The 26,184-nt window shown below is 68.1% G+C and carries 26 protein-coding genes; 6 read left to right on the top strand and 20 right to left on the bottom strand.

Annotation, left to right across the window (positions count from 1 at the left end):
- Positions 1-60 precede the first annotated feature (60 nt).
- Complete coding sequence (thyX, locus tag BR31_RS0101840) at positions 61-813, bottom strand: FAD-dependent thymidylate synthase (RefSeq protein WP_027499452.1); 753 nt, start codon at positions 811-813, stop codon at positions 61-63.
- A 135-nt stretch (positions 814-948) separates the two neighbouring features.
- Between thyX and BR31_RS0101835 the strand changes: the two genes are divergently transcribed.
- Both BR31_RS0101835 and BR31_RS0101830 read left to right on the top strand, forming a co-directional pair.
- A complete protein-coding gene (locus tag BR31_RS0101835; RefSeq protein WP_027499451.1) occupies positions 949-1,425 on the top strand; it encodes a toxin-antitoxin system HicB family antitoxin in 477 nt (158 codons plus the stop codon).
- An 89-nt stretch (positions 1,426-1,514) separates the two neighbouring features.
- The gene (locus tag BR31_RS0101830; RefSeq protein WP_027499450.1) at positions 1,515-1,949 is read left to right on the top strand and encodes an SRPBCC family protein; all 435 of its coding nucleotides are present in this window, start codon (positions 1,515-1,517) and stop codon (positions 1,947-1,949) included.
- Positions 1,950-1,975: 26 nt separating this feature from the next.
- Here BR31_RS0101830 and BR31_RS0101825 read toward each other — a convergent pair whose 3' ends face one another.
- Together BR31_RS0101825 and BR31_RS0101820 are read right to left on the bottom strand one after the other, a co-directional pair.
- Entirely contained in the window at positions 1,976-3,187 is a 1,212-nt protein-coding gene (locus BR31_RS0101825) for a winged helix-turn-helix domain-containing protein (protein WP_027499449.1), read from the bottom strand.
- 206 nt (positions 3,188-3,393) lie between these two features.
- Positions 3,394-3,885 carry a DUF6326 family protein gene (locus BR31_RS0101820; RefSeq protein WP_231496337.1) on the bottom strand — a complete coding sequence of 164 codons (492 nt, stop codon included), beginning with the start codon at positions 3,883-3,885 and terminating at the stop codon, positions 3,394-3,396.
- Between the two features lie 159 nt (positions 3,886-4,044).
- On the opposite strand from BR31_RS0101820, the gene BR31_RS0101815 reads away from it, so the two are divergent.
- The gene (locus tag BR31_RS0101815) at positions 4,045-5,184 is read left to right on the top strand and encodes a sensor histidine kinase (RefSeq protein WP_027499447.1); all 1,140 of its coding nucleotides are present in this window, start codon (positions 4,045-4,047) and stop codon (positions 5,182-5,184) included.
- Entirely contained in the window at positions 5,181-5,837 is a 657-nt protein-coding gene (locus BR31_RS0101810; RefSeq protein ID WP_027499446.1) for a response regulator, read from the top strand. Before BR31_RS0101815 ends, BR31_RS0101810 begins: the two co-directional genes overlap by 4 nt.
- On the opposite strand, the gene BR31_RS31785 is transcribed toward BR31_RS0101810, so the two are convergent.
- From BR31_RS31785 to BR31_RS27170, 5 genes are all read right to left on the bottom strand, one after another.
- Positions 5,834-5,953 carry an integrase core domain-containing protein gene (locus BR31_RS31785; protein WP_197023514.1) on the bottom strand — a complete coding sequence of 40 codons (120 nt, stop codon included), beginning with the start codon at positions 5,951-5,953 and terminating at the stop codon, positions 5,834-5,836. The two genes, BR31_RS0101810 and BR31_RS31785, sit on opposite strands and share 4 nt — an antisense overlap.
- Positions 5,954-6,036: 83 nt before the next feature.
- Positions 6,037-6,492 (bottom strand): flavodoxin family protein, encoded by a 456-nt coding sequence (locus BR31_RS0101805; protein ID WP_027499445.1) that lies wholly within the window; start codon positions 6,490-6,492, stop codon positions 6,037-6,039.
- A 121-nt stretch (positions 6,493-6,613) separates the two neighbouring features.
- Positions 6,614-7,084, bottom strand: a complete 471-nt coding sequence (locus tag BR31_RS0101800; RefSeq protein WP_027499444.1) for a hypothetical protein — start codon at positions 7,082-7,084, stop codon at positions 6,614-6,616.
- Positions 7,081-7,836: a 4-hydroxy-tetrahydrodipicolinate reductase gene (gene dapB, locus BR31_RS0101795; protein WP_027499443.1), complete on the bottom strand. Its 756-nt coding sequence runs from the start codon at positions 7,834-7,836 to the stop codon at positions 7,081-7,083. The genes BR31_RS0101800 and dapB overlap by 4 nt, the downstream gene beginning before the upstream one ends.
- Positions 7,837-7,891: 55 nt before the next feature.
- Positions 7,892-8,563 (bottom strand): hypothetical protein, encoded by a 672-nt coding sequence (locus BR31_RS27170; protein ID WP_081830268.1) that lies wholly within the window; start codon positions 8,561-8,563, stop codon positions 7,892-7,894.
- Between the two features lie 183 nt (positions 8,564-8,746).
- On the opposite strand from BR31_RS27170, the gene BR31_RS0101785 reads away from it, so the two are divergent.
- Entirely contained in the window at positions 8,747-9,358 is a 612-nt protein-coding gene (locus BR31_RS0101785) for a hypothetical protein (RefSeq protein ID WP_027499442.1), read from the top strand.
- A gap of 7 nt (positions 9,359-9,365) precedes the next feature.
- On the opposite strand, the gene BR31_RS0101780 is transcribed toward BR31_RS0101785, so the two are convergent.
- From BR31_RS0101780 to BR31_RS0101725, 12 genes are all read right to left on the bottom strand, one after another.
- A complete protein-coding gene (locus tag BR31_RS0101780) occupies positions 9,366-10,472 on the bottom strand; it encodes an alcohol dehydrogenase catalytic domain-containing protein (protein WP_027499441.1) in 1,107 nt (368 codons plus the stop codon).
- Between the two features lie 4 nt (positions 10,473-10,476).
- Positions 10,477-10,854: a VanZ family protein gene (locus BR31_RS27165; protein ID WP_051636873.1), complete on the bottom strand. Its 378-nt coding sequence runs from the start codon at positions 10,852-10,854 to the stop codon at positions 10,477-10,479.
- Between the two features lie 3 nt (positions 10,855-10,857).
- A complete protein-coding gene (locus BR31_RS0101770; protein ID WP_027499440.1) occupies positions 10,858-12,189 on the bottom strand; it encodes a M16 family metallopeptidase in 1,332 nt (443 codons plus the stop codon).
- 67 nt (positions 12,190-12,256) lie between these two features.
- Positions 12,257-12,988, bottom strand: a complete 732-nt coding sequence (narI, locus tag BR31_RS0101765) for a respiratory nitrate reductase subunit gamma (RefSeq protein ID WP_027499439.1) — start codon at positions 12,986-12,988, stop codon at positions 12,257-12,259.
- Between the two features lie 2 nt (positions 12,989-12,990).
- Positions 12,991-13,671, bottom strand: a complete 681-nt coding sequence (gene narJ / locus BR31_RS0101760) for a nitrate reductase molybdenum cofactor assembly chaperone (protein ID WP_027499438.1) — start codon at positions 13,669-13,671, stop codon at positions 12,991-12,993.
- Positions 13,668-15,356, bottom strand: a complete 1,689-nt coding sequence (gene narH, locus BR31_RS0101755) for a nitrate reductase subunit beta (protein WP_027499437.1) — start codon at positions 15,354-15,356, stop codon at positions 13,668-13,670. The genes narJ and narH overlap by 4 nt, the downstream gene beginning before the upstream one ends.
- Before the next feature lie 25 nt (positions 15,357-15,381).
- Positions 15,382-19,074: a nitrate reductase subunit alpha gene (locus tag BR31_RS0101750; RefSeq protein WP_027499436.1), complete on the bottom strand. Its 3,693-nt coding sequence runs from the start codon at positions 19,072-19,074 to the stop codon at positions 15,382-15,384.
- Between the two features lie 28 nt (positions 19,075-19,102).
- Entirely contained in the window at positions 19,103-20,302 is a 1,200-nt protein-coding gene (locus tag BR31_RS0101745) for an MFS transporter (protein WP_269321271.1), read from the bottom strand.
- Positions 20,303-20,462: 160 nt separating this feature from the next.
- A complete protein-coding gene (locus tag BR31_RS0101740; protein ID WP_027499434.1) occupies positions 20,463-22,745 on the bottom strand; it encodes a polyribonucleotide nucleotidyltransferase in 2,283 nt (760 codons plus the stop codon).
- Positions 22,746-23,124: 379 nt separating this feature from the next.
- Entirely contained in the window at positions 23,125-23,394 is a 270-nt protein-coding gene (gene rpsO, locus BR31_RS0101735) for a 30S ribosomal protein S15 (RefSeq protein ID WP_027499433.1), read from the bottom strand.
- Positions 23,395-23,528: 134 nt separating this feature from the next.
- Positions 23,529-24,509 carry a bifunctional riboflavin kinase/FAD synthetase gene (locus BR31_RS0101730; protein WP_027499432.1) on the bottom strand — a complete coding sequence of 327 codons (981 nt, stop codon included), beginning with the start codon at positions 24,507-24,509 and terminating at the stop codon, positions 23,529-23,531.
- 43 nt (positions 24,510-24,552) lie between these two features.
- Positions 24,553-25,281 carry a TetR/AcrR family transcriptional regulator gene (locus BR31_RS0101725; protein WP_231496336.1) on the bottom strand — a complete coding sequence of 243 codons (729 nt, stop codon included), beginning with the start codon at positions 25,279-25,281 and terminating at the stop codon, positions 24,553-24,555.
- A 177-nt stretch (positions 25,282-25,458) separates the two neighbouring features.
- On the opposite strand from BR31_RS0101725, the gene BR31_RS0101720 reads away from it, so the two are divergent.
- On the top strand, positions 25,459-26,184 hold the full coding sequence (locus BR31_RS0101720; protein ID WP_051636871.1) for a metal-dependent transcriptional regulator: 726 nt from the start codon (positions 25,459-25,461) through the stop codon (positions 26,182-26,184).

The following is a 26,184-nucleotide window of genomic DNA, read 5'->3' as shown; positions in this document are numbered from 1 at the left end:
AGGTTACCCGGTGCCCAGGTGAAGATTGAACACCGCAGTGCCCGTGCCGAATCGCCCCGCTCAGTCCTGGTTGTCGAACTCGCTGACCGCGATCTCGGTGCCGTCCGCGAGCGTCGCGATCTCGAAGTCGCCGAACACATTCGGTGCCGCCGCGGTGAGTTGACGCAAGCATTCGATTGCCAGGCTGCGAATCTCCACGTCGGCGTGCTCGGAGGCACGCATCGCGATGAAATGCCGCCACGCCCGATAGTTGCCGGTGACGACCACCCTGGTCTCGGTCGCGTTGGGCAGCACGGACCTCGCCGCCTGCCGTGCCTGGCGCGCCCGCAGCGACCCGTTCGGGACGTGTGCGAGCTTGGCCTCGAGCGCCTCGAGCAGCTCGACATAGGCCGCACGACTGGCATCGGTCGCCGCGACGAACAGCGCTTCGAGCTCGGGATCACCGACCACGGCGGGCGGCACCACGACATTGGCGTCCCGCTCGGTGACCGACCGCTGCGAGAGCTGCGAGTACGACAGGTGCCGGTGCCGGATCAGCTCGTGCGTGCAGGAGCGCGAGATCCCCGTGATGTAGAAGCTCACGCTGCCGTGCTCGAGGACCGACAGGTGCCCGACCTCGAGCAGGTGACGCAGGTAGCCGGCGTTCGTCGCGGTCCGCGGGTTCGGCTTCGACCAGCTCTGATAGCAGGCTCGACCGGCGAACTCGACCAGCGCCTCGCCGCCGTCGGCATCGGTTTCCCACGGCACATCCGCCGGCGGGGCGAACTCCGTCTTCGCGATGAGTTGCACTTTCAGAGACACCGCTTGCCGCACTGCGTTCCTTCCTGGGCCTGCTCGGTCCTACTGCGTCCTGCTCGGGAATCACCGCACCCTATACCCGAAGGCGAAGCCACCCTCCTGACGTCATGACGCCTTGACTGATGTCATATATGACGCCACACTGACGTCATGGAACTGTCGGAGTACACCACCACCCTGCGCGAGGATCTCGTCGCGGCGGCCGCCCTCGGCGACGAGAACACCAAGCGAATCGCCGAGGCACTGGCCGTCGCGGCCGAGAAATCGGCGCGACTGATGCTGCTGTCCGCGCTCTCCGACCTGGCGGCCGACGTGTCGACCGCGCTCGGCGACCGCACGGTGCACGTGCGACTCGACGGCGATCGAGCGCACGTCGAGGTGGCTCGCGCGGCGAGGCCCGGATCGGGACCGCGCGGCGAGAGCACGACGAGCGACTACGTCAATGACGCCATCGACGACGTCACCGGCGACATCTCCCGGGTCACCCTGCGCCTGGTGGATCAGATGAAGTCCCGCGCGGAGGAGGCCGCATCCCAGAACGGGATGTCGCTGAACTCCTGGGTGTCGCAGGCCGTCCAGGGCGCGCTTCGGGACCAGGTCCGCAAGGGCAGGCGCACGGAGGACTGACCTGGACGCGCGTCCGCAACCCAGGACCGTCTCGGAATGATGTAATGACGCACTGAGTTTGGACGCAACCGCACTAAGGGGTGGGCTCGATGGCCGTGTCAGGCAACAAGGAATTCCACATCAAGGCCGACCCGGCCAAGGTCATGGCGGCGATCGTCGCGGTCGAACGGGTGCCGGAGTGGTCGTCCTCGCACAAGTCGGTGGTCGTCGAGAGCACCCACCCCGACGGCAGGCCGCTGCGCGTGCGCATGAAGGTCTCGGTGCTGGGCGTCAACGACGAGCAGGTCGTGGACTACCAGTGGGTCGGCGACGAGAAGGTGAGCTGGACCCTCGTTCAGAGCGACCAGCAGAAGACGCAGGACGGCTCGTACACGCTCGTCGCGGACGGCGACGGCACGAACGTGACCTTCGACCTGACCGTCGACCTCAAGATCCCGATGCCCGGGTTCATCGTCAAGCGCGGACAGAAGATCGCCCTCGAAACGGCCTCCAAGGGCCTCACGAAGTTCCTCGAAACCTTCTGACCGACAACCGGTTCCGATCCGGGTGATCAGACCCGGTCGGCGAGCGCGGCGGCGAGATCGCCGCGCTCGCCGACCCTGACGTCCGAGAGTCCCAGCCAGTCCGCCATCTCGCGCAGCGACGAGGCCAGCGACTCCGCCACATGCCCGTGCCCGTGCTCGCCCTCCGCGAAGGCGCCGAGCACGTGGAGGGCGTCCGCCCCGCGGTCGGCCTTGAGGTCCACCCGGGCGACCAGCTCACCGTCGAGCAGGAACGGGAACACGTAGTACCCGTGCACCCGCTTGTGCTGGGGCGTGTAGATCTCGAGCCGGTAGTGGAAGTCGAAGATCCGTTCGGTCCGCGGACGGAAGAACACCAGCGGGTCGAACGGACACCGCGCCGCCCCGGTGATCCGGCGCGGTGTCCGCGCCTCGACGTGGCGATAGGCGGGCGCTCCCCAGCCGCGCACGGCCACCGGGACCAGGGCCCCCTCCTCCACCAGGTCCGCGATCGCGGCGGCGGCCTGGGCACGCGAGAGCCGGTAGTAGTCGCGCAGGTCCGGCTCCGTTCCGACACCGAGCGACCGCGCGGCGCGACGGATCAGCTCGCGCACCGCGTCCTCGTCGTCGATCCGGCTGGACACGACGCCTGCGGGGAGCACCCGGTCGGCGAGGTCGTAGTGCCGGACGAAGCCGACCCGCCTGTCCACCGACAGCGCACCCGCCGCGAAGAGTTGCTCGCAGATCACCTTGGTATCGCTGCGATCCCACCACGGACCGGGCCTGCGACCCCGGTCGATCTCGAGGTGCCGTTCGATGTCGCCCGCGCTGGCCGACCCGACCGCCGAGATCACGTCGAGGACGTCGCGGATCAGGGCCGGGTTCCGCTCGAGCACCTTGCGTTCCCCGGCCCAGCGGCCGCCCGCGTAGGCACGCATCCGCCACCGCAGCAGCGGCCAGTCCCCCACCGGGATCAGTGCCGCCTCGTGTGCCCAGTACTCGACAAGCGCACGGGGCTTCGCGGCGGTGTGCCGCCACGCGGCATCGTCCAGCAGGCCACGGTCGTAGGCGCCTATCCGGCTGAACACCGGCATGTAGTGCGCCCGCACGGCCACGGAGACCGAATCGATCTGCAGCAGCGAGGTCCTACCGACGGCTTTGAGCAGATGTCTGCGGGTGGGCGCGGCGGACGGGCGGGCATCGGCGAACCCCTGCGCGGCCAGCGCGGTTCGTCTGGCGGCGGCAGCCGTCATCTCCAGCATGTCCCCACCCTGCCACCGGGGTCCGACATCCTGCGCACAGGTGCCGTCCGGTTCACCCCCGCGGTGTCGTTGTCGCCGTGCACCCACAGCCCGAGTCAGTCGAATCATCCTCCGGCCCTGGACGTGTGGCGCTACCTGTGGCCAAGGGCTCGATGATGTCGTCGAGCATGAAGATCTCGCACGCCAGGACGGGGACTGCTCTTGGTTCACGCTTGCCGTTGGGCGCGAACGGATTCACGGTCCGAGCTGGTCGCCATGGTCGCCGACGGTGCGGTGCGGGGCCAGGTCCAGGCGTACCGCACGATAAGGGCGAGAAGGATCAATTCCAGCACGATGCCGAGGCCGTAGAAGTACAGCCAGGACGCGCCCACCACGTTGAATGCCGTGACGGGGACGTAGAGCGAAGCCACGATGAGATTCGTGATGCGGTTCGCCCGGGCGGGCAGCGTCATCGACAGCACGACCATGAAGATCGGGATGGCCATGAGGGTCAGCGCCGTGGTCGAAAAGGTCTGGGAGAGGTCGAACTCGAAGACCTTGCCGTCGAGGATGTCTTCGACGACGCCGGGCGTGAAGAAGTTGAGAATGTCCACGTAGGCGTATAGGAACATGAAGCTTGTCCACGTTGCGGCGAGCTTGGCTCTCACCGGGATCCGCTGGTCTTCCAGTGTGACGGTGGGTTGACCTGTTCTCATCATGGGCTCCCTTGTTGTGGTGAGGATCGGTAGGTCTACGATCGCTGAGCCCGGCGGCGGCCGCCTCGGCCCGGAGGCTGGGGTTCGCCTGGCCGATGGCATGGTTTCTCTCTCGTACTTTCGGCGGGTACGCCGAGGCACGCCGACCCCTAGGCTGGAGCCGTGGTCACTGTCCCGCGCTCCATCTGGCATGAGCCGCGGCCTGCTGACGCCCCACCCATCGGTCGGCTCGACTGGCTGCTGGTGGGCGTGTTCGCGGCCGCCGCCTTGGTCGAGGGCATCGCTCGGCCGGGCTTGGCCTGGCAACCCCTTGTGACGGTGCTCGCCCTGGCGCTGATGCCTGCCCTGCTCTGGCGGCGGGGTCGCCCCCTGATGGCCGCCCTGGTCGGGTGGGGCGTCGCGGGGCTGCTCTCGGTCCTCCAGCTGACTGCGCACGCCGAGGACCTCGGCCTCTACTCCATGATGGCCGTCCTGATCCTGCTCTACTCCCTGGTGCGGTGGGGCTCGGGCCGGGAGATGGTCTTCGGGACGGCGTTCGTGACGGCCGTCGTCGCGCTGGGGATGTACGTCTCCTCCACGGGCTGGGCCGACGTTTTCGGCGGGAGCGTCCTCTTGCTGTTGTTCGTCGCCCTCGCGGCGGTGTTCCGCTACCGCGCGGACCTCTGGCATCGCCAACAGCGCGAGATCCGCAATCAGGAGCGGGTGGGGCTGGCTCGCGAGCTGCACGACACCGTGGCCCACCACGTCTCGGCCATCGCGGTGCAGGCGCAGGCCGGTGGCGTGGTTGCCGGCATCGAGCCTGAGAAGGCTGCCGAGATCCTGGCCGCGATCGAGTCTGAAGCGTCGCGAACCCTGGCGGAGATGAGATCCATGGTGCGGGTGCTGCGTGAGGAGGAAGCCGTCGCCTACTCACCGCAGCTGGGTGTCGCGGACCTGCCTGCTCTGGCGCGCGCCGACGCGACACCCACCGTCGAGGTCTCGCTGGACGGTTCGTTGACCCGGCTGGCACGACCCGTGGATGCTGCGCTCTACCGGCTCGCGCAGGAGTCGCTGACCAACGCCGTACGGCACGCCCGGAGCGCGACCCGCGTCGGGATCGACGTACACCGGGAGGGCGACGCCGTCAGACTGCGTGTCAGCGACGATGGACAGACCGAGCCGGGGCCGGCCCCGGAGCCCGGGTTCGGCCTGCTGGGCATGGCCGAACGCGCCCAGCTCCTCGGCGGATCGCTCTCCGCGGGACCGGGGCCCGAGGGTGGCTGGGTGGTCGAGGCCGTGCTGCCGGTGGAGGCGCTGGCATGAGCATCCGTGTTGTCGTAGCCGACGACCAGGACTTGGTCCGGACCGGGCTGGTGATGATTCTCGGCGCGCAACCCGACCTCGAGGTCGTGGGGGAGGCAGCAGACGGGCTCGCAGCGCTCGACCTGGCGACCCGGCTGCGTCCCGATGTCCTCCTCGTCGACATCCGGATGCCCGGGCTCGACGGCGTCGAGGTGACGCGGCGCCTGGCCGGGCCAGACGTGACGGACCCGATGGCGGTCGTCGTGATCACCACCTTCGACCTCGATGAGTACGTCCTCGGCGCCCTACGCGCCGGCGCCCGCGGCTTCCTGCTCAAAGACGCCGGGCCGGAGCTCCTCGTGCAGGCTATCCACGCGGCGGCCAACGGGGACGCGCTGATCGCCCCCAACGTCACCCGCCGGCTGCTGGCGACCTTCGCCGACCAGGCCCCGGTGGTACCGGTCCAGCCCATCGACCCGCTCACCGAGCGGGAGAAGGAGGTGCTCGCGCTGGTGGCACGGGGCCGGACCAACGCCGAGATCGCCACCGAGCTCTTCGTCGGCCTGAGCACGGTCAAGTCCCACGTCGCATCGTTGATGACCAAGCTCGGCGCCCGCAACCGCGTCGAGATCGCGATGTGGGCATACGACACCAGACGCGTGAGAGTCGATTAGTGGGTACAGATTGCAGCGTAGGCCCGTGGGGTTCGGTAGCCCAGCGATGAGTGCGGCCGGTCGTGGTTGTACTCCTCCTTCCAGTCGCTGAGTCGAACTGGAAGTCGATGGCCCACACCATGTTCGGGCCGGTCGCGAACGGCACCGGCGGCACCGTGGAGGACCCGACCCGCTACCCAACCGAATCCGATTTCGACGATCAGCCCTCCATGAGCTGCGCGGCGATTGTCGCGCCCAGCTCCCAGCACGCCTCCAGCGTGGCCTTGTCTGGCTTGTTCGACGCGATGATGTACTCGGCGGCTTTCTCCCAACCGAGACCGGCAGTGATCCGATCGACCGCGCTCTCTGCACCCTCGGTGCCCTCGTTCCCATGGAGGTAGAGACCGAACGGGCGACCCCGCGTCGAGTCGAGGATCTGGTAGTACGAACAATCGAACGCGTGCTTGAGAGCGCCCGAAATCGACCCGAGGTTCGCCGGGCTCCCGAGCACGTAGCCGTCGGCGTCGAGGAAGTCGCTCACCGACACCGCCAGCGCCGCCCGCCGGACCACCTCGACGCCCTCGATCTCGGGGTCAGTGGCACCGCTGACGACCGCCTCGAACATCGCCTGGCAGTGCGGCGAGGGTGTGTGGTGAACGATCAGGAGTCGCTTCATGTCGCTGACCTCGAAGAACACTTGATAGAGGGGGTAATCGGTACTCACATGCTCGAGCGCCCCCGACATGTCGTCCGTCACGTGGTTCAGAGTACGGCCGAGACCGGACCGGCGGAGCGGGTCAGCCCCGCTCCCGCTCGGCCTGCTCCAGCGCGACGGCCCGGCGCATGGTGTCGCGGGCCCGGCCACGATCGCCCGCGTAGTCGTACGCACGCGCGAGCCGGTACGAGTTGCGCCAGTTGTCCGGATCGGCCTCCCACTCCGACTTCACCTGTGCGAAGAGCTGATCCGCGGCATCCCTGTCGATCCGGCCGGAGGGGCGCCTCGGCAGCTCCGACACATCGAGCTCGAGCCCCTCGTCCGCGATCCGCCGCGCGAGGTGCTGGTGCTGGAATCCGGCACGCAACGTCACGACGACGATCCAGACACCCAGTACCGGCAGCAGCAGCACACCGATACCGAGTCCGATCGGCGCCACTCCCCCCTCCCGGATCAGGTCGAGGCCGCGCTGGCCGAGCAGCACGAAGTAGAAGCCGAGCGCGAGGACGATCGCCGCGATGGTGACGACGACCTTGGTGACGTCGTTCTTCACAGGTCCAGCAGGGGGTCGATACCGACCGTGAGCCCGGGACGGCCTGCGATCTCCCTGACACCGAGCAGAACGCCGGGCGCGAAGGAGTTCCTGTCGATCGAATCGTGCCGGATGGTCAGCGTCTCACCCTGGGTTCCGAGCAGAACCTCCTGGTGCGCAACGAGTCCCGCGAGGCGGACCGAGTGCACCCTTACCCCGTTCACGTCCGCACCACGCGCACCCTCGAGCTCGGTGCTGGTCGCGTCCGGGCTCGGCCCGCGTCCCGCCTTCTCGCGTGCCGCCGCGATCAGCGCGGCGGTGCGGTACGCGGTACCCGACGGAGCGTCGGCCTTGTTCGGGTGGTGCAGCTCGATGACCTCGACCGAGTCGAAGAAGCGCGCGGCCTGCTCGGCGAACCGCATCGACAGCACCGCACCGATGGCGAAGTTCGGCGCGATCAGCACGCCTACCTCGGGGTTCTCCGCCAGCCACGACTGCACGGTGGCCAGCCGGGCGTCGTCGAAGCCGGTGGTCCCGACGACCGCGTGGATGCGGTTGGCGACCAGGAACTCCAGGTTGGCCATCACCACATCGGGGTGGGTGAAGTCGACGACGACCTGGGTCCGGGTGTCGACGAACGTCTCGATGCGGTCGCCGGTGTCGACCTGCGCGACCAGTTCGAGGTCCGCGGCGGCCTCGACCGCCTCGCAGATCGCCCGGCCAACCTTGCCCTTGGCACCGAGGACTCCGACCCGGATTGGCGCTGAGGTCACTTGCTTCACTCTCCGTCCGCTCGCACAGTTGCTGAGTGAGAGCCTACGCAACCCGCTAGAGCGTGCCGTTCTCGATGTCGCGTTGCATGGCCTTCTGGTTCTCGATGTGCGAGGACACGCCGTTCTTCACGGTGTAGTCGATCAGCAACGCCGGCGCGGAGAAGGTCAGGTGCTCGGTGACGGTGGTCGCGCCGCCGCTCTCGGCGAAGGTGACCTTCTGGTGGGTGATCACGCCCGGCGCGTCCCAGGTGTCCGTGCTGTACCAGTGATCGGCGGCGTACACCCGCTGCTGTCCGACGGTGCGTCCCGGGATCGATGCCGAGCCGGCCGGGATGTCCTCGAGGGCGATGAACTCCCAGACGTCGGCGTCACCCTCGACGTACGTGCGGCGGTCGAGCACGCCGCTGAGGAACGGGTGCCGTCCGAGACTGTTGTAGAGGTTCGAGTACGCCGGGAACACCCGATCGATGGGCGCGTTGATGGTGATCGGCAGGGTGACGTTCACGGTCGACAGTGCCGGGCCTGCCACGCTCTTCTCGAACTCGTAGGCCGCCCACGACGCTTCCCACTCCACGTCCACTGCGGATGAGGAACTCGAACTGGATTCGGCCCCTGCAACTCCCGTACCGCCCAGCACGATCCCGGTCGCCAGCACGCAGCTTACGAGAAGCGTGGGAACCGAACGCCCGGCCCGTCGGCCACCGAGCTGCTCAGGACGATCGATCATTCGTGCTTTCCTCCCCGTCGAATTCGTTGCCCCCTCGGCAACCCAGCGGATGATACGCGGCCAACGCATTCCATCGACCTCGAATGGAACCGCGGGTCGGCCACATCGCGACCATGCGGATTCCGGCGGTGGAGGCGGTCGCCGACGACTACAGTCCCGCCGCACGGAACGAAAGGAATCCACATGGTTGCCTCCGTGAGAATGACCGCGGCCCTCGCCGTGGCAGCAGGATCGATCCTGGTGCTGTCGGCTCCGGCGTCCGCAGCGCCGGACGAAGGCCAGCGCACCGGACCGGTGCAGTTCTGGGCGAAGGATCTCGGCGGCTGCAAGGCCGAGTTCACGATCGAGAACCGCACGAACGTCACCACGTACACCATCGACTGGCGCATCGACGACGAGGTGCCCGACGGCCGCGACATCGGCGTCGGATTCCCGATCTGGCGGACCGGCGACCCGAACATGGCGTCGAAGGCGGACTCGCCGACCTGGCCCGACGAGGTGCCGCCGAACACTCCGGAGAACCGCACGATGGTGTCAGACCGGGCCCCGGTGACCGCCACCTACGTGCAGGACCTGAAGAACCTCAACGGCTGGAACCCGGGACTGCCCAGCCCGGACGCCGACACCCACACGATCCAGTACCGCATGGTGCTCGGCCCGCCGGGGAACAACGGTCAGACCCCGACCGAGACACCCGAGTGGATCGGTGACCGCCAGTGGCACACGGTCACGGTCACCGGGTGCAACCCGACGACCCCGGGCGGCGGATCGCTCGAGGAACTGTTCGGCTCCTGATCCGGGTTCACTCGAAGACGATCACCTGACGGATCGCCCGGCCCTCGGCCAGCTCGTCCATGCCGCGATTGATGTCCTCGAGCGCGATCTGCGAGGAGATCAACCGCTCTACCGGCAGCCGGCCCTCCCGCCACATCTGCGCGTACCTCGGGATGTCCCTCGAGGGCACCGCCGACCCCAGGTAGCTGCCGACGATGGTCCTGGCCTCGGCGACCAGCAACAGCGGCGAGATCGCGGACCTGGCCTCTGGACTGGGCAGGCCGACCGTGACGGTGGTGCCGCCGGGGGCCGTCGCCGCCACCGCGGCCTCGAAGGCGCGCGCGTTCCCCGCCGCCTCCACCACCAGCGACGCCCGCACTCCGCGCTCGGCCAGCTGGTCCGGGGTGTACACCTGCGTGGCGCCGAGTTCGGTTGCCACCGATAGCTTCTCGGGCATCGCATCGACGCCGATCACCTCGCCGAGGCCGAGTGACACCGCAGTCAGGATGGCGGCCATCCCGACCCCACCCAGACCCACCACCATGATCGAATCCCCCGGGGCCGTCCTGGCCGCGTTCAGCACCGCGCCGCCACCGGTCAGGACCGCGCACCCGAGCACCGCCGCGACCGCGGGCGGCACGTCGTCACCCACCGGGACCACCGACCGACGGTCGACCACCGCATGCGTCGCGAACCCCGACACACCGAGATGGTGGTGCACCGGCTCGTCGTCGCGGTGCAGGCGCTCCCCGCCGCCGAGCAAGGTGCCCGCGTTGTTCGCGGCGCCGCCGGCGCTGCAGGGCATCCGGCCGTCGGTCGCGCAGCCCGCGCACTCGCCGCAGCGCGGCAGAAAGGTCATCACCACGCGCTCACCGACCCGGACATCGGTGACGCCCTCGCCGACCCGCTCGACGCGCCCCGCGGCCTCGTGACCGAGCAGCATCGGCACCGGACGCACCCGGTTCCCGTCCACGACGGACAGGTCCGAGTGGCACAGCCCGGCCGCCTCGATGCGGACCAGCAGCTCGCCTGGGCCCGGTCCGTCCAGCTCGAGCTCCGAGATCGAGATGGGCCGCGACTGGGCGAACGGACGCTCCCGGCCGATCTCCTCCAGCACCGCACCACGAATCCGCATGCCGCTACCTCTCCTCGTCGCGACCGCCCGGCGCCGGTCTCCCGCGCCCAGCCTGCCACGCCTGGAAGATCCCCAGCCCGACTGCCACGCCGACGAGGTCAGCGACCCAGTCCCAGACCGACGCGCTGCGGTGGATCGGCAGCAGGCCCTGCAGGACCTCAGACACCGCCGCGTAGAGGCCGGCCCAGACGATCACCGCGGTGACGCCGAACCCCGCGAACCGCGCCGTGTAGGCCAGCGCCGCGAACATCAGCAGGTGGGTCACCTTGTCGATGTTCGGCGGCCCGCTCGGCACCGTGGAGCCGGGCGAGAACAGCATCACCAGGGTGATGAGCGTGACGACGGCCAGTGGCACCGCCCGCCGCGACCGGAGCAGCGACACCGGTCAGACGATTCCGCGGACGGCGGCCGGCAGGTCCCTCTTGCGCTTGTAGGGGCCGACGACCGAGGCGCCGAACGGCCGGCTCAGCATCATCGCGGCGACCTCGCGTACCTCCTCGGTGGTCACCTCGTCGATCCGTGCCAGCGTCTCCGAGATGCTGCGATGGTTCCCGTAGTTGAGTTCGCTGCGGCCGATCCGGTGCATCCGGGAGCCGGAGTCCTCCAGTCCGAGAACCAGTCCGCCGCGGATCGAACCCTTGGCCCGCGCGCATTCGTCGTCGGTGATGCCGTTGGTGGCCACGTTCGCGAGCACCTCGCGGATCACCGTCGTCACCTCGCCGAGGTTCTCCGGCTGGCAACCGGCGTACACCGAGAACGCCCCGCTGTCCGCGAACGTGTCGATGCTCGAGTACACCGAGTACGCGAGGCCCCGCGACTCCCGGATCTCCTGGAACAGACGGGAACTGAGTCCACCGCCGACCGCGGTGTTGAGCACGGACAGGGCCCAGCGGTGCCCCTCGTGCCGCCCGAATGCGCGCACTCCCATGCACAGGTGCGCCTGCTCGCTGTCGCGCCCACGCAAGGTGAGTTCGGGGAGGGTGCGCAGCCGCAGTCGGCCCTCCCGCCGCGGCGCGGGCTTCGGTCCCCTGGCCAGGTGCCCCTTGAAACTGCGCCGCACCAGCGCGACGGTCTCGTCGTGGTCGACGTTGCCCGCCACCGCGACGATCATCCGCGGCGGCGTGTACCGGCGGACGTGGAACGAGTGCAGCTGGGTCCGCGACATCGACTCGATCGATTCGACGCTGCCGATCACCGGGCGGCCAACCGGGTGGTCACCGAACAGCGCGGTCAGGAAATCGTCGCCGAGCAGGTCCTCGGGGTCGTCGTCGCGCATCGAGATCTCCTCGAGCACCACCTGCCGCTCGATGTCGACGTCATCGGATCGGCAGCGTCCACGCAGCACGACATCGCTGACCAGGTCGATGGCCAGCGGCAGGTCGTCGTCGAGCACGTGCGCATAGAAGCAGGTGTGCTCGCGGGAGGTGAACGCGTTGAGCTCGCCGCCGATGCCGTCGACCACCTGGGCGATCTCCAGGGCACTGCGGGTGGGCGTCGACTTGAACAGCAGGTGCTCGAGGAAGTGCGCGGCTCCCGCCACCGACGGCTGCTCGTCGCGAGATCCCACTCCCACCCACACACCGACCGAAGCGGAGCGGACGCCCGGCATGTGCTCGGTGACGACCCGAAGACCGCCGGGGAGCACGGTGCGCCGTACTCCGAAGTCCTGGGATCTGGTCGTCAGTGCGGAGGTTCGACTGCGATTGTGTGCGGCCATGAAGTGGGTCTACGGTCCTCGTCAGCTGTGCGGGTGTGAGGCTCAAACAGTACACACTGCGCCGGGGTCACCAGCCGCGACGATGCGGCTGCGATCCGACCAGCTCCTGCCTGCCCGCCGCGTCGCGGCTGCGGTAGACGATGTACGGCCGGAACAGGTAGGCGATCGGCGCGCTGAACGCGTGCACCAGCCGGGTGAACGGCCAGATCGAGAAGAGCACGAGCGCGATCACCACATGGATGTGGAACTGCAGCGGTGCCTGCACCATCAGGTCGCCACGCGGCTGCAGGATCCAGATGGACCGGAACCACGGGGAGACCGTCTCCCGATAGTTGGCCGCCGAGTTCCCCGCCGCGGCACCGATCACCGTGGTCGCCAACCCGGCGGCCAACGCGGCCACGAGCACCACGTACATCAGCTTGTCGTTGACCGTGGTGGCGGTGAACACCGGGCCGGTGGTCCGGCGCCGGTAGATGAGCAAACCCACGCCGACGAGCGTCGCAACACCGGCGATGATGCCGGGCACGGTCGCACCCCAGTGATACATGTGTTCGCTGACGCCGATCGCCTCGGTCCACGATTCCGGGATGACGAGCCCGATGACGTGCCCGAGAATCACCACCAGGATGCCGAAGTGGAACAACGGGCTCGCGATACGCAGCAGCCGGTTCTCGTAGAGCTGCGAGGATCGGGTGGTCCAGCCGAACTTGTCGTACCGGTACCGCCACCACACCCCGACCACCAGAATCGCAAGCGTCACGTAGGGGATGACGTCCCAGAAGATCTCTCCCGCCGACATGGTCACCGCGCTCCTTCTCCACGTGGGATGCCGGTCACGTCGGTCCGACGCGGCGGCACCGTCAGGGTGAACGGCTGCAGACCGACTGCCTCCGCGGGTGGTCCGGCGATTGCCAGCTCCTGTGCGCGGGCCTGCTCCCGCTCGGTCGCGGCGGGCAGGGTCAGCCCGATCGCGGCGAGCACCGACGCGTACGGCGACCCGCCCTCGGCCAACGCAGCGCCGAGCATGCCGATCGGAACGCGGTTCGCCCTCAACAGCCGGTACCCGACGTCCGCGTCCACCGTGGCCGCGAACTCCAGGACGACCGCGAGGTGGTCCGGGGACTCCCCCTCGGGCGGCTCCACCCCAACGGACCGGTAGGCCCGGGCAAAGCTCAGGATCGCCTCCCCCCGGTTGCGGGTGTCGCCGTCGGTCCAGTAGGTGAGGAACAGCGTGGTCTTGCGGCGCAGATCGAAGGTCTCGACGTACCGCGCGGCGGCCTCGAACGGTTCGGTCTCGCGTAGGTACGACGTCGTGGCGGCGAGCGGGTCGCGGTGCTCGGGCGACAGGTGACCCAGGATCCTGTCCACGGTGTCGAGCCGGCCCGGCTGCCCTGAGTCCGGGTACGCCAGCAGCAGCGACGATGCCTGCCAGACGAGGCGACGCGCGGTGGCTTCGCCGGAGCGACGCCCGAGCAGCCTCATCGCGTCCCCCGCCGATGCTTCCCGGGGTCGCCGTTGCCCGATGGGAACATCCCGTCCGGCTTGCCCTTCCCGTCCCAGTTGAGCAGGTTCACCCGAGAGGGATTGCTGTCGTTGACCCCCATCGACTCGGTTGTCTGACGCTGCCGGAGAGCATGGAAGGTCTCCACCGCCACCGGCACCGGCCCACCGCTCGACTCACCGAACGGGCCCGACCCTCCCTCGAACATGCCCGGCCCGCCGTCGAAGTCGAGTGCGCACTCGGTCGCGGTCTCCTCGAGTTTGTGTCCCTCCGCGGCATAGGCGGACGGGATGACGTATCGCTCATCGTATTTCGCCAGCGCGAGCAGCCGGTACATCGCGTACATCTGCTCCTCGGACATCCCGACGGCCGCTGGTATGTGCTCCTGCGGCTCACGCCCGAGACTGATGTCACGCATATAGGAACGCATCGCGGCCAGTTTGCGCAGCACCGCGTCCACGGGTGCGGTGTCGCCCGCGGTGAACAGTTGCGCGAGGTACTCGACCGGGATCCGCAGCGAGTCCAGCGCTCCGAACAGGTTCCCGACGTCCTCGCCGTCGTGGCCATCCCGGCTGACCGCGTCGACGACGGGCGAGAGCGGCGGGACGTACCAGACCATCGGCATGGTCCGGAACTCCGGATGCAGCGGCAGCGCCACCCGGTACTCCTTGATCAACGCGTGGATCGGAGAGCGCTGGGCGGATTCGATCCATCCGTCCGAGATGCCCGCGGCACGTGCGCCCGCGATCACCTCGGGGTCCTTGGGGTCCAGGAGCACATCGAGCTGCGCCTCGTAGAGATCGGTGTCGTTCTCCACGCAGGCCGCATCGAGGACCTTGTCGACGTCGTAGAAGATCAGCCCGATGTACCGGAGACGGCCGACGCACGTCTCGGCGCACACCGTCGGGAGACCCACCTCCACCCGCGGATAGCAGAACGTGCACTTCTCGGCCTTGCCGGTCTTGTGGTTGAAATAGACCTTCTTGTAGGGACATCCGGACACGCACATCCGCCAGCCGCGGCACTTGTCCTGGTCGACCAGAACGATCCCGTCCTCGGATCGCTTGTACATCGCGCCGGAGGGACACGAGGCCACGCAGGACGGGTTCAGGCAGTGCTCGCAGATCCGCGGCAGGTAGAACATGAAGGTCTGCTCCAGCTCCAGCTTGACCTTCTCGCTCACCTTCTGCAGCACCGGATCGGCCGCGAGGATCTCCGGCGAGCCCCCCAGATCGTCGTCCCAGTTCGCCGACCATTCGACCTTCATCGGCTTGCCGGTGATCAGGCTGCGGGGCGCCGCCACCGGCATCTGGTCGCCGAGTGGTGCGTTGGTCAGATTCTCGTAGTCGTAGGTCCAGGGCTCGTAGTAGTCGTTGATGGACGGCATCTTCGGGTTCGAGAAAATCCGCGACAGCTTCTTCATCCGGCCGCCGTCGCGTAGCCGCAACCTGCCCTTGCGATCCCGGACCCACCCGCCGCGCCAGCGTTCCTGGTCCTCGTAGGTACGGGGGTAGCCCTGACCCGGCCTCGTCTCGACGTTGTTGAACCAGACGTACTCCGTGCCGGACCGATTGGTCCACGCCTGCTTGCAGGTCACCGAGCAGGTGTGGCAGCCGATGCACTTGTCCAGGTTCATCACCATCGCGAGCTGTGCCATCACCTTCATGATCTCCTCGCTTCGCTCGGGTGCATCAGTAGGTCACCTCCTGCGACCGGCGACGGACCACCGTCACCTCGTCGCGCTGGTTGCCGGTCGGCCCGAGATAGTTGAACGCGAAGGACAACTGGGCGTACCCGCCCGCCAGATGCGTCGGTTTGATGAGCAGCCTGGTCAGCGAATTGTGGATGCCGCCGCGGTTTCCGGTGGTCTCGGTGAGCGGGACGTCGATGGTTCGCTCCTGCGCGTGGTGCACATAGACCACGCCAACGGGCATTCGGTGCGAGACGATGGCCCGGCACACCAGCACGCCGTTGCGATTGACCGCCTCGACCCAGTCGTTGTCGCTCACTGCGATCTTCGCGGCATCGTCGGGACTGATCCACATGGTCGGACCGCCCCTCGACAGCGAGAGCATGAGGAGGTTGTCCTGGTACTCCGAGTGGATCGACCACTTGGAGTGCGGTGTCAAGTACCGCACCGCAAGCCCGACGCCGTCGCGCGAGCTGCCGACCTCCGGTTCGCCGAACAGCCGGGCCATATCGAGCGGTGGACGGTAGGTCGGCAGTTGCTCACCGAGTTCCTCGATCCAGTCGTGGTCGAGGTAGAAGTGCATGCGACCGGTCAGGGTGTGGAACGGCTTGAGCTCCTCGATGTTCACCGTGAACGGCGCATACCGACGCCCACCGGTCTCGCTGCCCGACCATTCTGGGCTGGTGATCACCGGAACCGGCCGAGCCTGGGTGTCGGCGAAGCTGATCCGACGTTCCTCGCTGCCCTCGGCCAGGTGCACCAGGGGCCGGCCGGTGCGCTTCTCGAGCTCACGGAAACCCTCGACCGCGAGCCTGCCGTTGGAGGTGCCGGACAGCGCGAGGATGGTCTCCGCCATCTTCTCGGGGGTGTCGAGAGCAGGCCTGCCTGCGGCTGCACCGGAACTCATGACGCCGTGCTTGCCCCCGAGCTCCGCGACCTCCTGATCCGGATGCACGGTGACGCCCTTGGTGGTCAGCCCCGCGGTCTCGACCAGCGGACCGAGCGCGGCCCACTTCTCGGCGATCGCCGGGTAATCGCGTTCGACAACCACCAGCGGTCCCATCGTCTTGCCCGGTACCGGCGTCGAGCCCATCGCACGCCAATCCGATTCGGTGCCACCGGGATACGCCATTGCTCCCGGCGTGTCGTGCTGCAGGGTGCCCATCACGATGTCGCGCCGGACACCCAGGTGCTCGGCCGCAAGGGTGGAGAACGCCCGCGCGATGGCGCCGAACGCATCGAAGTCCGAGCGGGTCTCCCAGGGCGGGTCGATCGCGGCGGTGAACGCGTGGATGAACGGATGCATGTCGGTGCTCGACAGGTCGGCCTTCTCGTACCAGGTGGCGGCGGGCAGGACCACGTCGGAGAGCAGGGTGGTCGAGGTCATCCGGAAGTCGATCGACATCAACAGGTCGAGCTTTCCCTCCGGGATGTCCTCGGTCCACGTCACCTCACTCGAGCGCAGGTGCTCCCGGGTCGGCTCGGCCTGCAGATTCGATGTGGTGCCGAGGAGGTGCTTGAGGAAGTACTCGTTGCCCTTGCTCGAGGACCCGAGCAAATTCGCCCGCCAGACGCTGAGTACGCGTGGCCAGTTCTTCGGGTTGTCCGGGTCGGTCACCGCGAGCCTCAGCTGACCGCTCGCCAACTGCTCGGTCACGTGCCCGATCGGGTCCTTCCCTGCCGCCTGCGCCTCGTCGACCACGTCCAGACTGGAGCGGTCGAACTGGGGGTAGAACGGGGTCCAGCCCATGGACACGGCCGAGGCCAGCACGTCGATCGTGTGTTTGCCTGCGAAACGGTGCCTACCGATCGGACTGGCCAGCGCGTCGGCGCGGTAGCCGTCGTAGCGCCACTGGTCCGCGTGGACATACCAGTACGACGTCCCTGCCATCTGGCGTGGTGGCCTCGACCAGTCGGTACCCATCGCCACCGCGGCCCATCCGGTGACCGGCCGACACTTCTCCTGCCCGACGTAATGTGCCCAGCCACCGCCGTTTCGGCCCATCGACCCGGTCAGCAGCAACAGGCTGAGCACCGCGCGGTAAGTGGCATCGCCGTGGAACCACTGACAGATGCCCGCGCCCATGATGATCATCGATCGGCCACCGGACTCGACGGAATTGTTCGCCAACTCGGTGGCGATCCGGATGACCTGCGCCGCACTGACTCCTGTGATCGGCTCCTGCCACGCGGGGGTATAGGGCGATCGCGGGTCGTCGTAGCCGGCGGGCCAATCCCCCGGCAGTCCCGGCCTGACCACCCCGTACTGCGCGAGCATCAGGTCGAACACCGTGCAGACGCGGTGTCTGCCCACCAGCCGAACGGGGACACCGCGTTCGAGGGTCTCGCCGTGCCCGTCCGGGGCGTCGAACCGGGGCAGCATGACCAGCGCGGTCTCGCCGCCCGCACCGTCAGTGGGCGCCACGGTCAGCGCGGGGGCGATGCCGCCGAGGTCGAGATTCCACTTGCCGACGCCCTCCTCACCGAACCGGAAGCCGAGCGAGCCGTGCGGGACGGCCGCCTCCCCGGTGGCCCCGTCGAGCAGCACCGGCTTGAATGACGCGTTCTCGCCGGTGTCGCCGAGATCCGCTGCCGTCAGGTTCTTTCCTGGCACCAGTCGGCCGTCCCGCTCCTCCAGCGTGATGAGGAACGGCAGGTCGGTGAACTGCCGCACGTAGTCGACGAAGAACGGCACCCGCGACTTGACGAAGAACTCCGAGAGGATGACGTGTCCCATGGCCATCGCCATGGCGCCGTCGGTGCCCGCCGCGCACGGCATCCACTCGTCGGCGAATTTGGTGTTGTCCGCATAGTCGGGGCTGACGGCGACCACCTTCGTCCCGCGGTAGCGCACCTCCGCCATCCAATGCGCGTCAGGGGTCCGGGTGACGGGCACGTTCGACCCCCACATCATCAGGTAGGACGCATCCCACCAGTCACCGGACTCCGGCACGTCGGTCTGGTCGCCGAACACCTGCGGCGAGGCCACCGGCAGGTCCGCGTACCAGTCGTAAAAGGAGGTCATGACGCCGCCGAGCAATTCCACGAACCTCGAACCGGCCGCGAACGAGACCATCGACATCGCGGGGATCGGCGAGAACCCGGCCACCCGGTCGGGGCCATAGGTCTTGATTGTGTGCACGTGTGCGGCGGCGATCATCTCCGTGGCCTCGTCCCAAGTCACCCGGACGAGTCCACCCTTCCCCCTCGCCCGCTGATAGCGGCCGCGGCGCTCCGGATCGGACTGGATGTCGGCCCAGGCCTCCACCGGATCACCGGTGCGCGCCAGCGCCTCCCGGTACATCTCGACGAGCACGCCGCGCGCGTACGGATACCGAACCCGGGTCGGCGAGTAGGTGTACCAGGAGAACGCCGCACCTCGGGGGCAGCCGCGTGGTTCGTACTCGGGCCGGTCCGGACCGACGGACGGATAGTCGGTCTCCTGGGTCTCCCAGGTGATGATCCCGTCCTTGACATAGATCTTCCACGAGCACGAGCCCGTGCAGTTCACACCGTGCGTCGAGCGCACCACCTTGTCATGGCTCCAGCGGTCGCGATAGAAGATGTCGCCCTCGCGTCCGCCCTGTCGGCTGACCGTGCGCCGGTCTCCCGACACCGTGCCGGGAACGAAGAACCGCCCACCCTCGAGCAGCAGATCCTCGACCGCGCCACCGGTGCGATTGCTGGATGCCACGTCGCCTCCTTCACCTTGACCGCGCGTCTCATGTTTTGTCGTAGACCCTTTCGGGTTCACGGGCGGACAGCTTGAGCGCGGTGTACGCCAGCGCCGCGAGCGCCGTCAGCGCCAGCAGGAGCAGGCCGACCGTGTAGTTGTTGGCCGCCTCGTCGTACGTCGCGCCCATGATCAACGGCGGGAAATAGCCGCCGAGACCACCTGCGGCAGCGACGATCCCGGTCACGCTGCCCACACTCGCGGCAGGCGACCGACGGGCGACCCAGGCGAACACGCCCCCGGTACCGATGCCGAGGAACAGCGCGAGCAGGATGAACGTGGCGGCGGACCAGACGTCGGCCGGCGGCTGGAAGGTCGCGACGACGGCCATCGCCGCGGTGCCGGCAAGCGAGGTCAGCACCACCGTCTTGGGCGGGATCCGGTCGGACAGTGCGCCTCCGACGGGGCGGGCCAGCACGGCCGCGAGAGCGAACGCTGCGGTCCTCGCGCCCGCATCAACCGCCGAGAAGCCGTAGATGTTCTTGATGTAGGTGGGCAGGTAGTTGCTGAACGCGACGAAGCCGCCGAACACCACCGCGTACAGGAACGACATCTCCCAGGTGACACGGAGTTTCGCGGCCGCCTTGAGCTTCGGCAGCACCGGGTCCGTGTTCGGCACGAAACTCGGCGAGTTCCGCATCACCAGGATGCACGCGACCGCAGTGACCGCCAGCGCCACCGCGATGATCACGTGGGTGGGGATCAGGCCGAACCAGCGGACGAACCGGGGCGTGAAGAACGCCGACAACGCCGTTCCGACCATGCCCATGCCAAAGACACCGGTGGCGAAGCCGCGACGGGACGCCTCGTACCAGGAGTTCGCGAACGGGATGCCGACGGCGAAGATGGTGCCCGCGATGCCGAGGAAGAAGCCGAACAGCAACAGCAGTGCGTAGGAGTCCATCTCGGCGGCGAAGCCGACCGCGAGCACCGGCAGGATCGAGGCCAGCGAGATGGCGATGAACATCACGCGGCCGCCGTACCTGTCGGTCAGCGCGCCGACGACGACGCGCCCCAGCGATCCCACCAGGATCGGGGTCGCGACCAGCATCGAAGCCTGGCTCGCGCTGAGCGGCAGCGCTTCGGCGTAGGTCGTGGAGAGGGGGCCGATCATGTTCCAGGCCCAGAAGTTGATCGCGGACACCCACGTGGCCAGGGCCAGGTTCAGTGTCCGCGTGCCGTTGCTCACCACAGGAGATCCTGAGTTCACCCGCCCAGCAAAACACGCAAACCGCCCAATGGCAGGACGAAGTCAGATCTGTGAAACAACAATCAGGACACGAAAAACACCGGTGCTCCCGCGCGTGTGCGCGGGAGCACCGGTGTTCGACCAGCCGATGGGGCCGGATCTACTCCGAGTCGGTCGCCTCGTCGGCGGCCGCGTCAGCAGGCGCGTCCGACGCAGCGGCGTCATCCTCGACGGGGATCAGCGAGATCTTGCCGCGGTTGTCGATGTCGGCGATCTCGACGCGGAGCTTGGAGCCCACGTTGACCACGTCCTCGACCTTGGCGATCCGCTTGCCGTTGCCCAGCTTCGAGATGTGCACCAGCCCGTCGCGGCCCGGGAGCAGCGAGACGAACGCGCCGAAGGCGGTGGTCTTGACGACCGTGCCGAGGAAGCGCTCGCCCACCTTGGGCAGCTGCGGGTTGGCGATGGCGTTGATCATGTCGATCGCGGCCTGCGCAGACGGACCATCGGTGGCGCCGACGAACACGGTGCCGTCGTCCTCGATGGAGATGTTCGCACCGGTCTGCTCGGTGATCGAGTTGATCATCTTGCCCTTGGGCCCGATGACCTCGCCGATCTTGTCCACCGGCACCTTGATGGCCGTGACGCGCGGGGCGAACGGGCTCATCTCGTCCGGGGTGTCGATGGCCTCGGCCATGACCTCGAGGATCGTGGTACGGGCGTCGTGCGCCTGCGACAGCGCGCCTGCCAGCACCTTGGACGGGATGCCATCGAGCTTCGTGTCCAGCTGCAGCGCCGTGACGAAGTCCTTCGTGCCCGCGACCTTGAAGTCCATGTCGCCGAACGCATCCTCGGCACCGAGGATGTCGGTCAGCGCCACGTACCGGGTCTCACCGTCGACCTGGTCGGAGACCAGGCCCATGGCGATGCCCGCGACCGGAGCCTTCAGCGGCACACCGGCGTTGAGCAGCGACAGGGTCGAGGCACAGACGGAGCCCATCGAGGTGGAACCGTTGGAGCTCAACGCCTCCGACACCTGACGGATCGCGTACGGGAACTCGTCCTGGCTCGGCAGCACCGGCATCAGGGCGCGCTCGGCGAGGGCCCCGTGGCCGATCTCGCGACGCTTCGGCGAGCCGACGCGACCGGTCTCACCGGTGGAGTACGGCGGGAAGTTGTAGTGGTGCATGTAGCGCTTGCTGGTCTCGGGGCCCAGCGAGTCGATCTGCTGCGCCATCTTGACCATGTCGAGGGTGGTGACGCCCATGATCTGGGTCTCGCCACGCTCGAACAGCGCCGAGCCGTGGGCCCGCGGGATGACCGCGACCTCGGCCGACAGCGAACGGATGTCCGTGATGCCGCGGCCGTCGATGCGGAAGTGATCCTTGAGGATCCGCTGGCGCACGAGCTTCTTGGTCAGCGAGCGGAACGCCGCGCCGATCTCCTTCTCGCGACCCTCGAAGTTCGGGGCGACCTGCTCGAGGACCTCGACCTTGATCTCGTCGGTCTTGTCGTCGCGCTCCTGCTTGCCCGCGATGGTCAGTGCGGCGCTGAGCTTGTCGGCTGCGGCCTTCTCCACGGCGGCGAAGACGTCGTCCTGGTAGGCCGGGAACACCGGGTAGTCGCCGGTCGGCTTGGCTGCCTTGGCTGCCAGCGCCTGCTGGGCGGTGCACAGACGCGCGATGAACGGCTTGGCGGCCTCGAGGCCCTCGGCCACGATCGCCTCGGTCGGCGCCTGCGCGCCGCCCTCGATCAGGTCGATCACGTGCGCGGGTGCCTCGGCCTCGACCATCATGATCGCGACGTCGGCGTCGTCACCGGAACCGGAGACGATGCGGCCGGCGACGACCATGTCGAAGACCGCGTTCTCGAGCTGTTCGACGGTCGGGAAGGCGACCCACTGGCCCTTCTTGTTCTCGTCCGAGGTGAGCAGCGCGACGCGCACGCCACCGACCGGGCCGGAGAACGGCAGGCCCGCGATCTGCGTCGACGCCGAGGCGGCGTTGATCGCGACCACGTCGTACAGGTCCTTCGGGTCCAGGCTGAGGACCGTGACGACGACCTGGATCTCGTTGCGCAGGCCGTCGACGAAGGACGGGCGCAGCGGCCGGTCGATCAGGCGGCAGGTCAGGATCGCGTCGGTGGAGGGACGGCCCTCACGACGGAAGAAGGAGCCGGGGATACGGCCCGCGGCGTACATGCGCTCCTCGACGTCCACCGTGAGGGGGAAGAAGTCGAAGTGCTCCTTGGGGTGCTTGCTGGCCGTGGTGGCCGACAGGAGCATCGTCTCGTCGTCCAGGTAGGCGACGACGGAGCCTGCGGCCTGCTGCGCGAGACGACCGGTCTCGAAACGGATGGTGCGGGTGCCGTAGCTCCCGTTGTCGATCACGGCGGTGGATTCGAACACGCCCTCGTCGACCTCTACTGCGGAATTCTCTGTCATCTTTTCTCTTCTCGTCCTCTCGTCTTTTGCCGTATCCGTGTGTGGGCGGCGCAGCCCTCCTGGCTGCGACGCGCACCATCACGACGTCCAGCGCCCGAGGCGGGCGGGTACATCGCTGCGCGGAGGCGGTCATCGATCGAAGCCCTCCGGATGGGCGTCGTCATGAGATCGACGCGTCCGAGTGACCACTACCGAGGACCGACGCCACGGCTTCAGGTACGTACGGCTGGATCCCGTGGATCCGGTGGTGCTGCAAATGCTGTGGTGCGAAAAACACCGGTAGCCGGCGAGGCCAAGTCTATGCACTCGTCTCGCCGGCTACCGGGAAGTTCACGTCCAGATGCTCCGCAACGTGTCGCGGGTCACCGTGTGCGTCGAATTATCGACGCAGGCCCAGACGCTCGATCAGCGAGCGGTAACGCTCGATGTCCACCTTCTGAACGTACTTGAGCAGACGACGACGACGTCCGACCAGCAGCAGCAGGCCGCGGCGGGAGTGGTGGTCGTGCTTGTGCTTCTTCAGGTGCTCGGTGAGGTCGACGATGCGCTTGGTGAGCATCGCAACCTGCGCCTCCGGCGAACCGGTGTCGGTCTCGTGCAGTCCGTACTCGCCGAGCACGGCCTTCTTCTCTTCGGTGGTCAATGCCACTGTGAATCTCCTGTAACTGACGTCCACGTGATTGGAACGAGGACTCCCACCCGAAGATGTCGTCCCCGTTGGTGCGGCCACCGCGGACCGCAGCACACACCGACAGGAGATACTACCAGGGCATTCGTGGCGATCTACTCGCCGTGACGCAGGTCCGCCTCCATGAGGATCTCGCGCGAGCGCTGTGCGTCCCGGCCCATCTGCTCGACGAGATCGTCGACCGACTCGAACTTCTCCATACCGCGCAGTCGCTCAACGAAATCGACCGCGACGTGCTGGCCGTAGAGATCGGCCTCACCGTCGAGCACGAACGCCTCGACCGTGCGGGTGCGGCCGGAGAACGTCGGGTTGGTGCCCACCGACACCGCCGCCTGGTGCCGCTCGCCCGGGACGACCGTTCCGGTCAGCGGGCCTGCGCCGAGGACGGTGAACCACGCCGCGTACACGCCGTCCGCGGGAATGGCCGAATACATCGGCGGCGCGATGTTCGCCGTCGGAAAGCCGAGCTTGCGGCCGCGCCCGTCACCGTGCACCACCACGCCCTCGACCCGGTGCGGTCGACCCAACGCCTCGGAAGCCGCCGCGACGTCGCCCGCGTCCACACAGGACCGGATATACGTCGACGAGAAGGTCACCGCATGCTCGGCCAGCAGACTGACCCCGTCGACCGCGAAGCCGAACCGTTCGCCGGTCTTGCGCAGCAGGTCCACGTTGCCCGCCGCCTTGCGCCCGAAGGTGAAGTTCTCGCCGACCACCACCTCCGCGACGTGCAGTCGCTCCACGAGGATCTCGTGGACGTAGCGCTCGGGGGTCAGCTTCATGAACTCCGGGGTGAACGGCATCACGCAGAAGACGTCGATGCCGAGTTCCTCGGCCAGTTCCGCCCTGCGAGCAAGGGTCGTCAGCTGCGCGGGGTGACTGCCCGCACGCACCACCTCGGCCGGATGCGGATCGAAAGTCATGAGCACACTTGCGATTCCACGCTCACTGGCCGCCTTGACCGCCCTGCTGATCAGTTGCGCGTGCCCACGGTGCACGCCATCGAAAACGCCGATCGTGAGCACGCAACGACCCCAGTCGGCAGGCACTTCGTCGAGACCACGCCATCTCTGCACGAGAGGCAGCCTACGGCCCCCGCCCGAGTGCGTCATCTCCGGCTCAGGACTCGACGGCCTTCGCGGCGATCGCGTTCGCGACCTCGGCGAGTCCGACGGCGATCGCGTCGGTGTCCCGGTCCACCAACCAGCGCAGCACCAGACCGTCGACGATGGACAGGTTGCGGTGCGCGATCGCCTCGACCGGCTCCGTCCACACCATCCCGGTGCGGACCGCACTCTCGTCGAGGAACGCCGTGACCTCCCGGTCCATGATCCGGTACTGCTCGCCGACCACGTCCCCCGCATCCGGCGACCCGGCCTCCCGCAGGCGCAGGGCGTGCGTGGCGATCTCGTAGGTCAGCAACCTGCGGTTCGGATTGGCCTCGACGATCGACCACATGGCATTCAGGCCGATTCGGACCAACTCGTGCAGGCCCGCCCGTCCCGGCGCCTGCGGTGCGTCGCCCACCGCAGCGAGCATCATCTGGGAGGCCGTACTCAGCTCGAGCACCAATCGCTCGGCCATCTCCGTCAGGAGTGCTTCCTTGCTCGCGAAGCAGTAGTGCACCATGCCGAGGGAGATTCCTGCCTCCCGCGCGATCGCCCGCACCGTGACCGCGCCGATCCCGCCGCGCTCGGCGATGTCCAGCGCGCACTCGATGAGTTGGCGCCTGCGCTGGTCGGCGGTCAGCCGAGTGGTCGAGACCGGGGCCGCGGGGCCACCCGAGGGAGCCGACTGAACCGTCACCGCGTCGGTCGTCATCGTGTCGGTCATCATCGAGGAGGTCATCGCATATTGATACCAGCGCAGACGCTCACTGCCGAGATGACGAAGACACGTTAGGGGTCGAATAGGGGTCGGCCCGTGTCCCCACCCCCTATCCCCCGCGAATCCCCCCTGTCCGGTCCCCCGGCCCCCGGCACCGAGAGTGTCGGTTACGCCCACACGCGTGCATTGCCTAAGCTCATGATCGTGGCCGAGAGCAAGAGTGGACCGAGCGAGACCGGGAGTGCGGCGGCGCCGGAATCCCTGACCACCGTCGCGCAGGACTACCTCAAGGTGATCTGGACGGCCGGCGAATGGTCCGGCGAGCACGTCTCGACGAAGATGCTCTCCGAGAGGATCGGCGTGTCGGCCTCCACCGTGTCCGAGGCGATCCGCAAGCTCGCGGGCCAGGGGCTTGTCGACCACGCCCGCTACGGCTCGATCGCGCTGACCGACCGGGGCCGGGCCGCCGCGATCGGCATGGTGCGCAGGCATCGGCTGATCGAGACCTTCCTGGTCAACGAGCTCGGCTACGGCTGGGACGAGGTGCACGACGAGGCCGAGGTCCTCGAGCACGCGGTCTCGGAGCTGATGATCGCCCGGATCGACGCCAAGCTGGGCCATCCTGAGCGGGACCCGCACGGCGACCCGATCCCGACCGCCGACGGCGCGATCCCGACCCCGCCCGCCCGCCAGCTCAGCGATTTCGCGGACGGCGAGAGCGGCCGGGTGGCGCGGATCTCCGACTCCGACCCGGCGATGCTGCGGTACTTCGACACGGTGGGGATCGCCCTCGACCTGACCATCACGGTGGTCGAACGCCGCGACTTCGCCGGCACCGTGTCGGTCCGGCTCGGGGATGACGTCGACGACACCGTCGACCTGGGCAACCCGGCCGCCGAGGCGATCTGGCTCGTCGAGGGCTGA

The sequence above is a fragment of the Rhodococcus sp. UNC363MFTsu5.1 genome (genome assembly GCF_000686785.1).
GTDB lineage: Bacteria > Actinomycetota > Actinomycetes > Mycobacteriales > Mycobacteriaceae > Rhodococcus_G > Rhodococcus_G maanshanensis.
This window is presented reverse-complemented; position numbering and strand designations above follow the sequence as displayed.

What these genes read in the sequence shown, in the direction of transcription:
- BR31_RS0101835 (WP_027499451.1), top strand. Translation starts at nt 949, where the DNA reads ATGGAACTGTCGGAGTACACCACCACCCTGCGCGAGGATCTCGTCGCG.
- BR31_RS0101830 (WP_027499450.1), top strand. Translation starts at nt 1,515, where the DNA reads ATGGCCGTGTCAGGCAACAAGGAATTCCACATCAAGGCCGACCCGGCC.
- BR31_RS0101825 (WP_027499449.1), bottom strand. Translation starts at nt 3,187, where the DNA reads ATGCTGGAGATGACGGCTGCCGCCGCCAGACGAACCGCGCTGGCCGCG.
- BR31_RS0101820 (WP_231496337.1), bottom strand. Translation starts at nt 3,885, where the DNA reads ATGATGAGAACAGGTCAACCCACCGTCACACTGGAAGACCAGCGGATC.
- BR31_RS0101810 (WP_027499446.1), top strand. Translation starts at nt 5,181, where the DNA reads ATGAGCATCCGTGTTGTCGTAGCCGACGACCAGGACTTGGTCCGGACC.
- BR31_RS0101805 (WP_027499445.1), bottom strand. Translation starts at nt 6,492, where the DNA reads ATGAAGCGACTCCTGATCGTTCACCACACACCCTCGCCGCACTGCCAG.
- BR31_RS27170 (WP_081830268.1), bottom strand. Translation starts at nt 8,563, where the DNA reads ATGATCGATCGTCCTGAGCAGCTCGGTGGCCGACGGGCCGGGCGTTCG.
- BR31_RS0101785 (WP_027499442.1), top strand. Translation starts at nt 8,747, where the DNA reads ATGGTTGCCTCCGTGAGAATGACCGCGGCCCTCGCCGTGGCAGCAGGA.
- BR31_RS0101780 (WP_027499441.1), bottom strand. Translation starts at nt 10,472, where the DNA reads ATGCGGATTCGTGGTGCGGTGCTGGAGGAGATCGGCCGGGAGCGTCCG.
- BR31_RS0101770 (WP_027499440.1), bottom strand. Translation starts at nt 12,189, where the DNA reads ATGGCCGCACACAATCGCAGTCGAACCTCCGCACTGACGACCAGATCC.
- narI (WP_027499439.1), bottom strand. Translation starts at nt 12,988, where the DNA reads ATGTCGGCGGGAGAGATCTTCTGGGACGTCATCCCCTACGTGACGCTT.
- narJ (WP_027499438.1), bottom strand. Translation starts at nt 13,671, where the DNA reads ATGAGGCTGCTCGGGCGTCGCTCCGGCGAAGCCACCGCGCGTCGCCTC.
- narH (WP_027499437.1), bottom strand. Translation starts at nt 15,356, where the DNA reads ATGAAGGTGATGGCACAGCTCGCGATGGTGATGAACCTGGACAAGTGC.
- BR31_RS0101740 (WP_027499434.1), bottom strand. Translation starts at nt 22,745, where the DNA reads ATGACAGAGAATTCCGCAGTAGAGGTCGACGAGGGCGTGTTCGAATCC.
- BR31_RS0101725 (WP_231496336.1), bottom strand. Translation starts at nt 25,281, where the DNA reads ATGACCTCCTCGATGATGACCGACACGATGACGACCGACGCGGTGACG.
- BR31_RS0101720 (WP_051636871.1), top strand. Translation starts at nt 25,459, where the DNA reads ATGATCGTGGCCGAGAGCAAGAGTGGACCGAGCGAGACCGGGAGTGCG.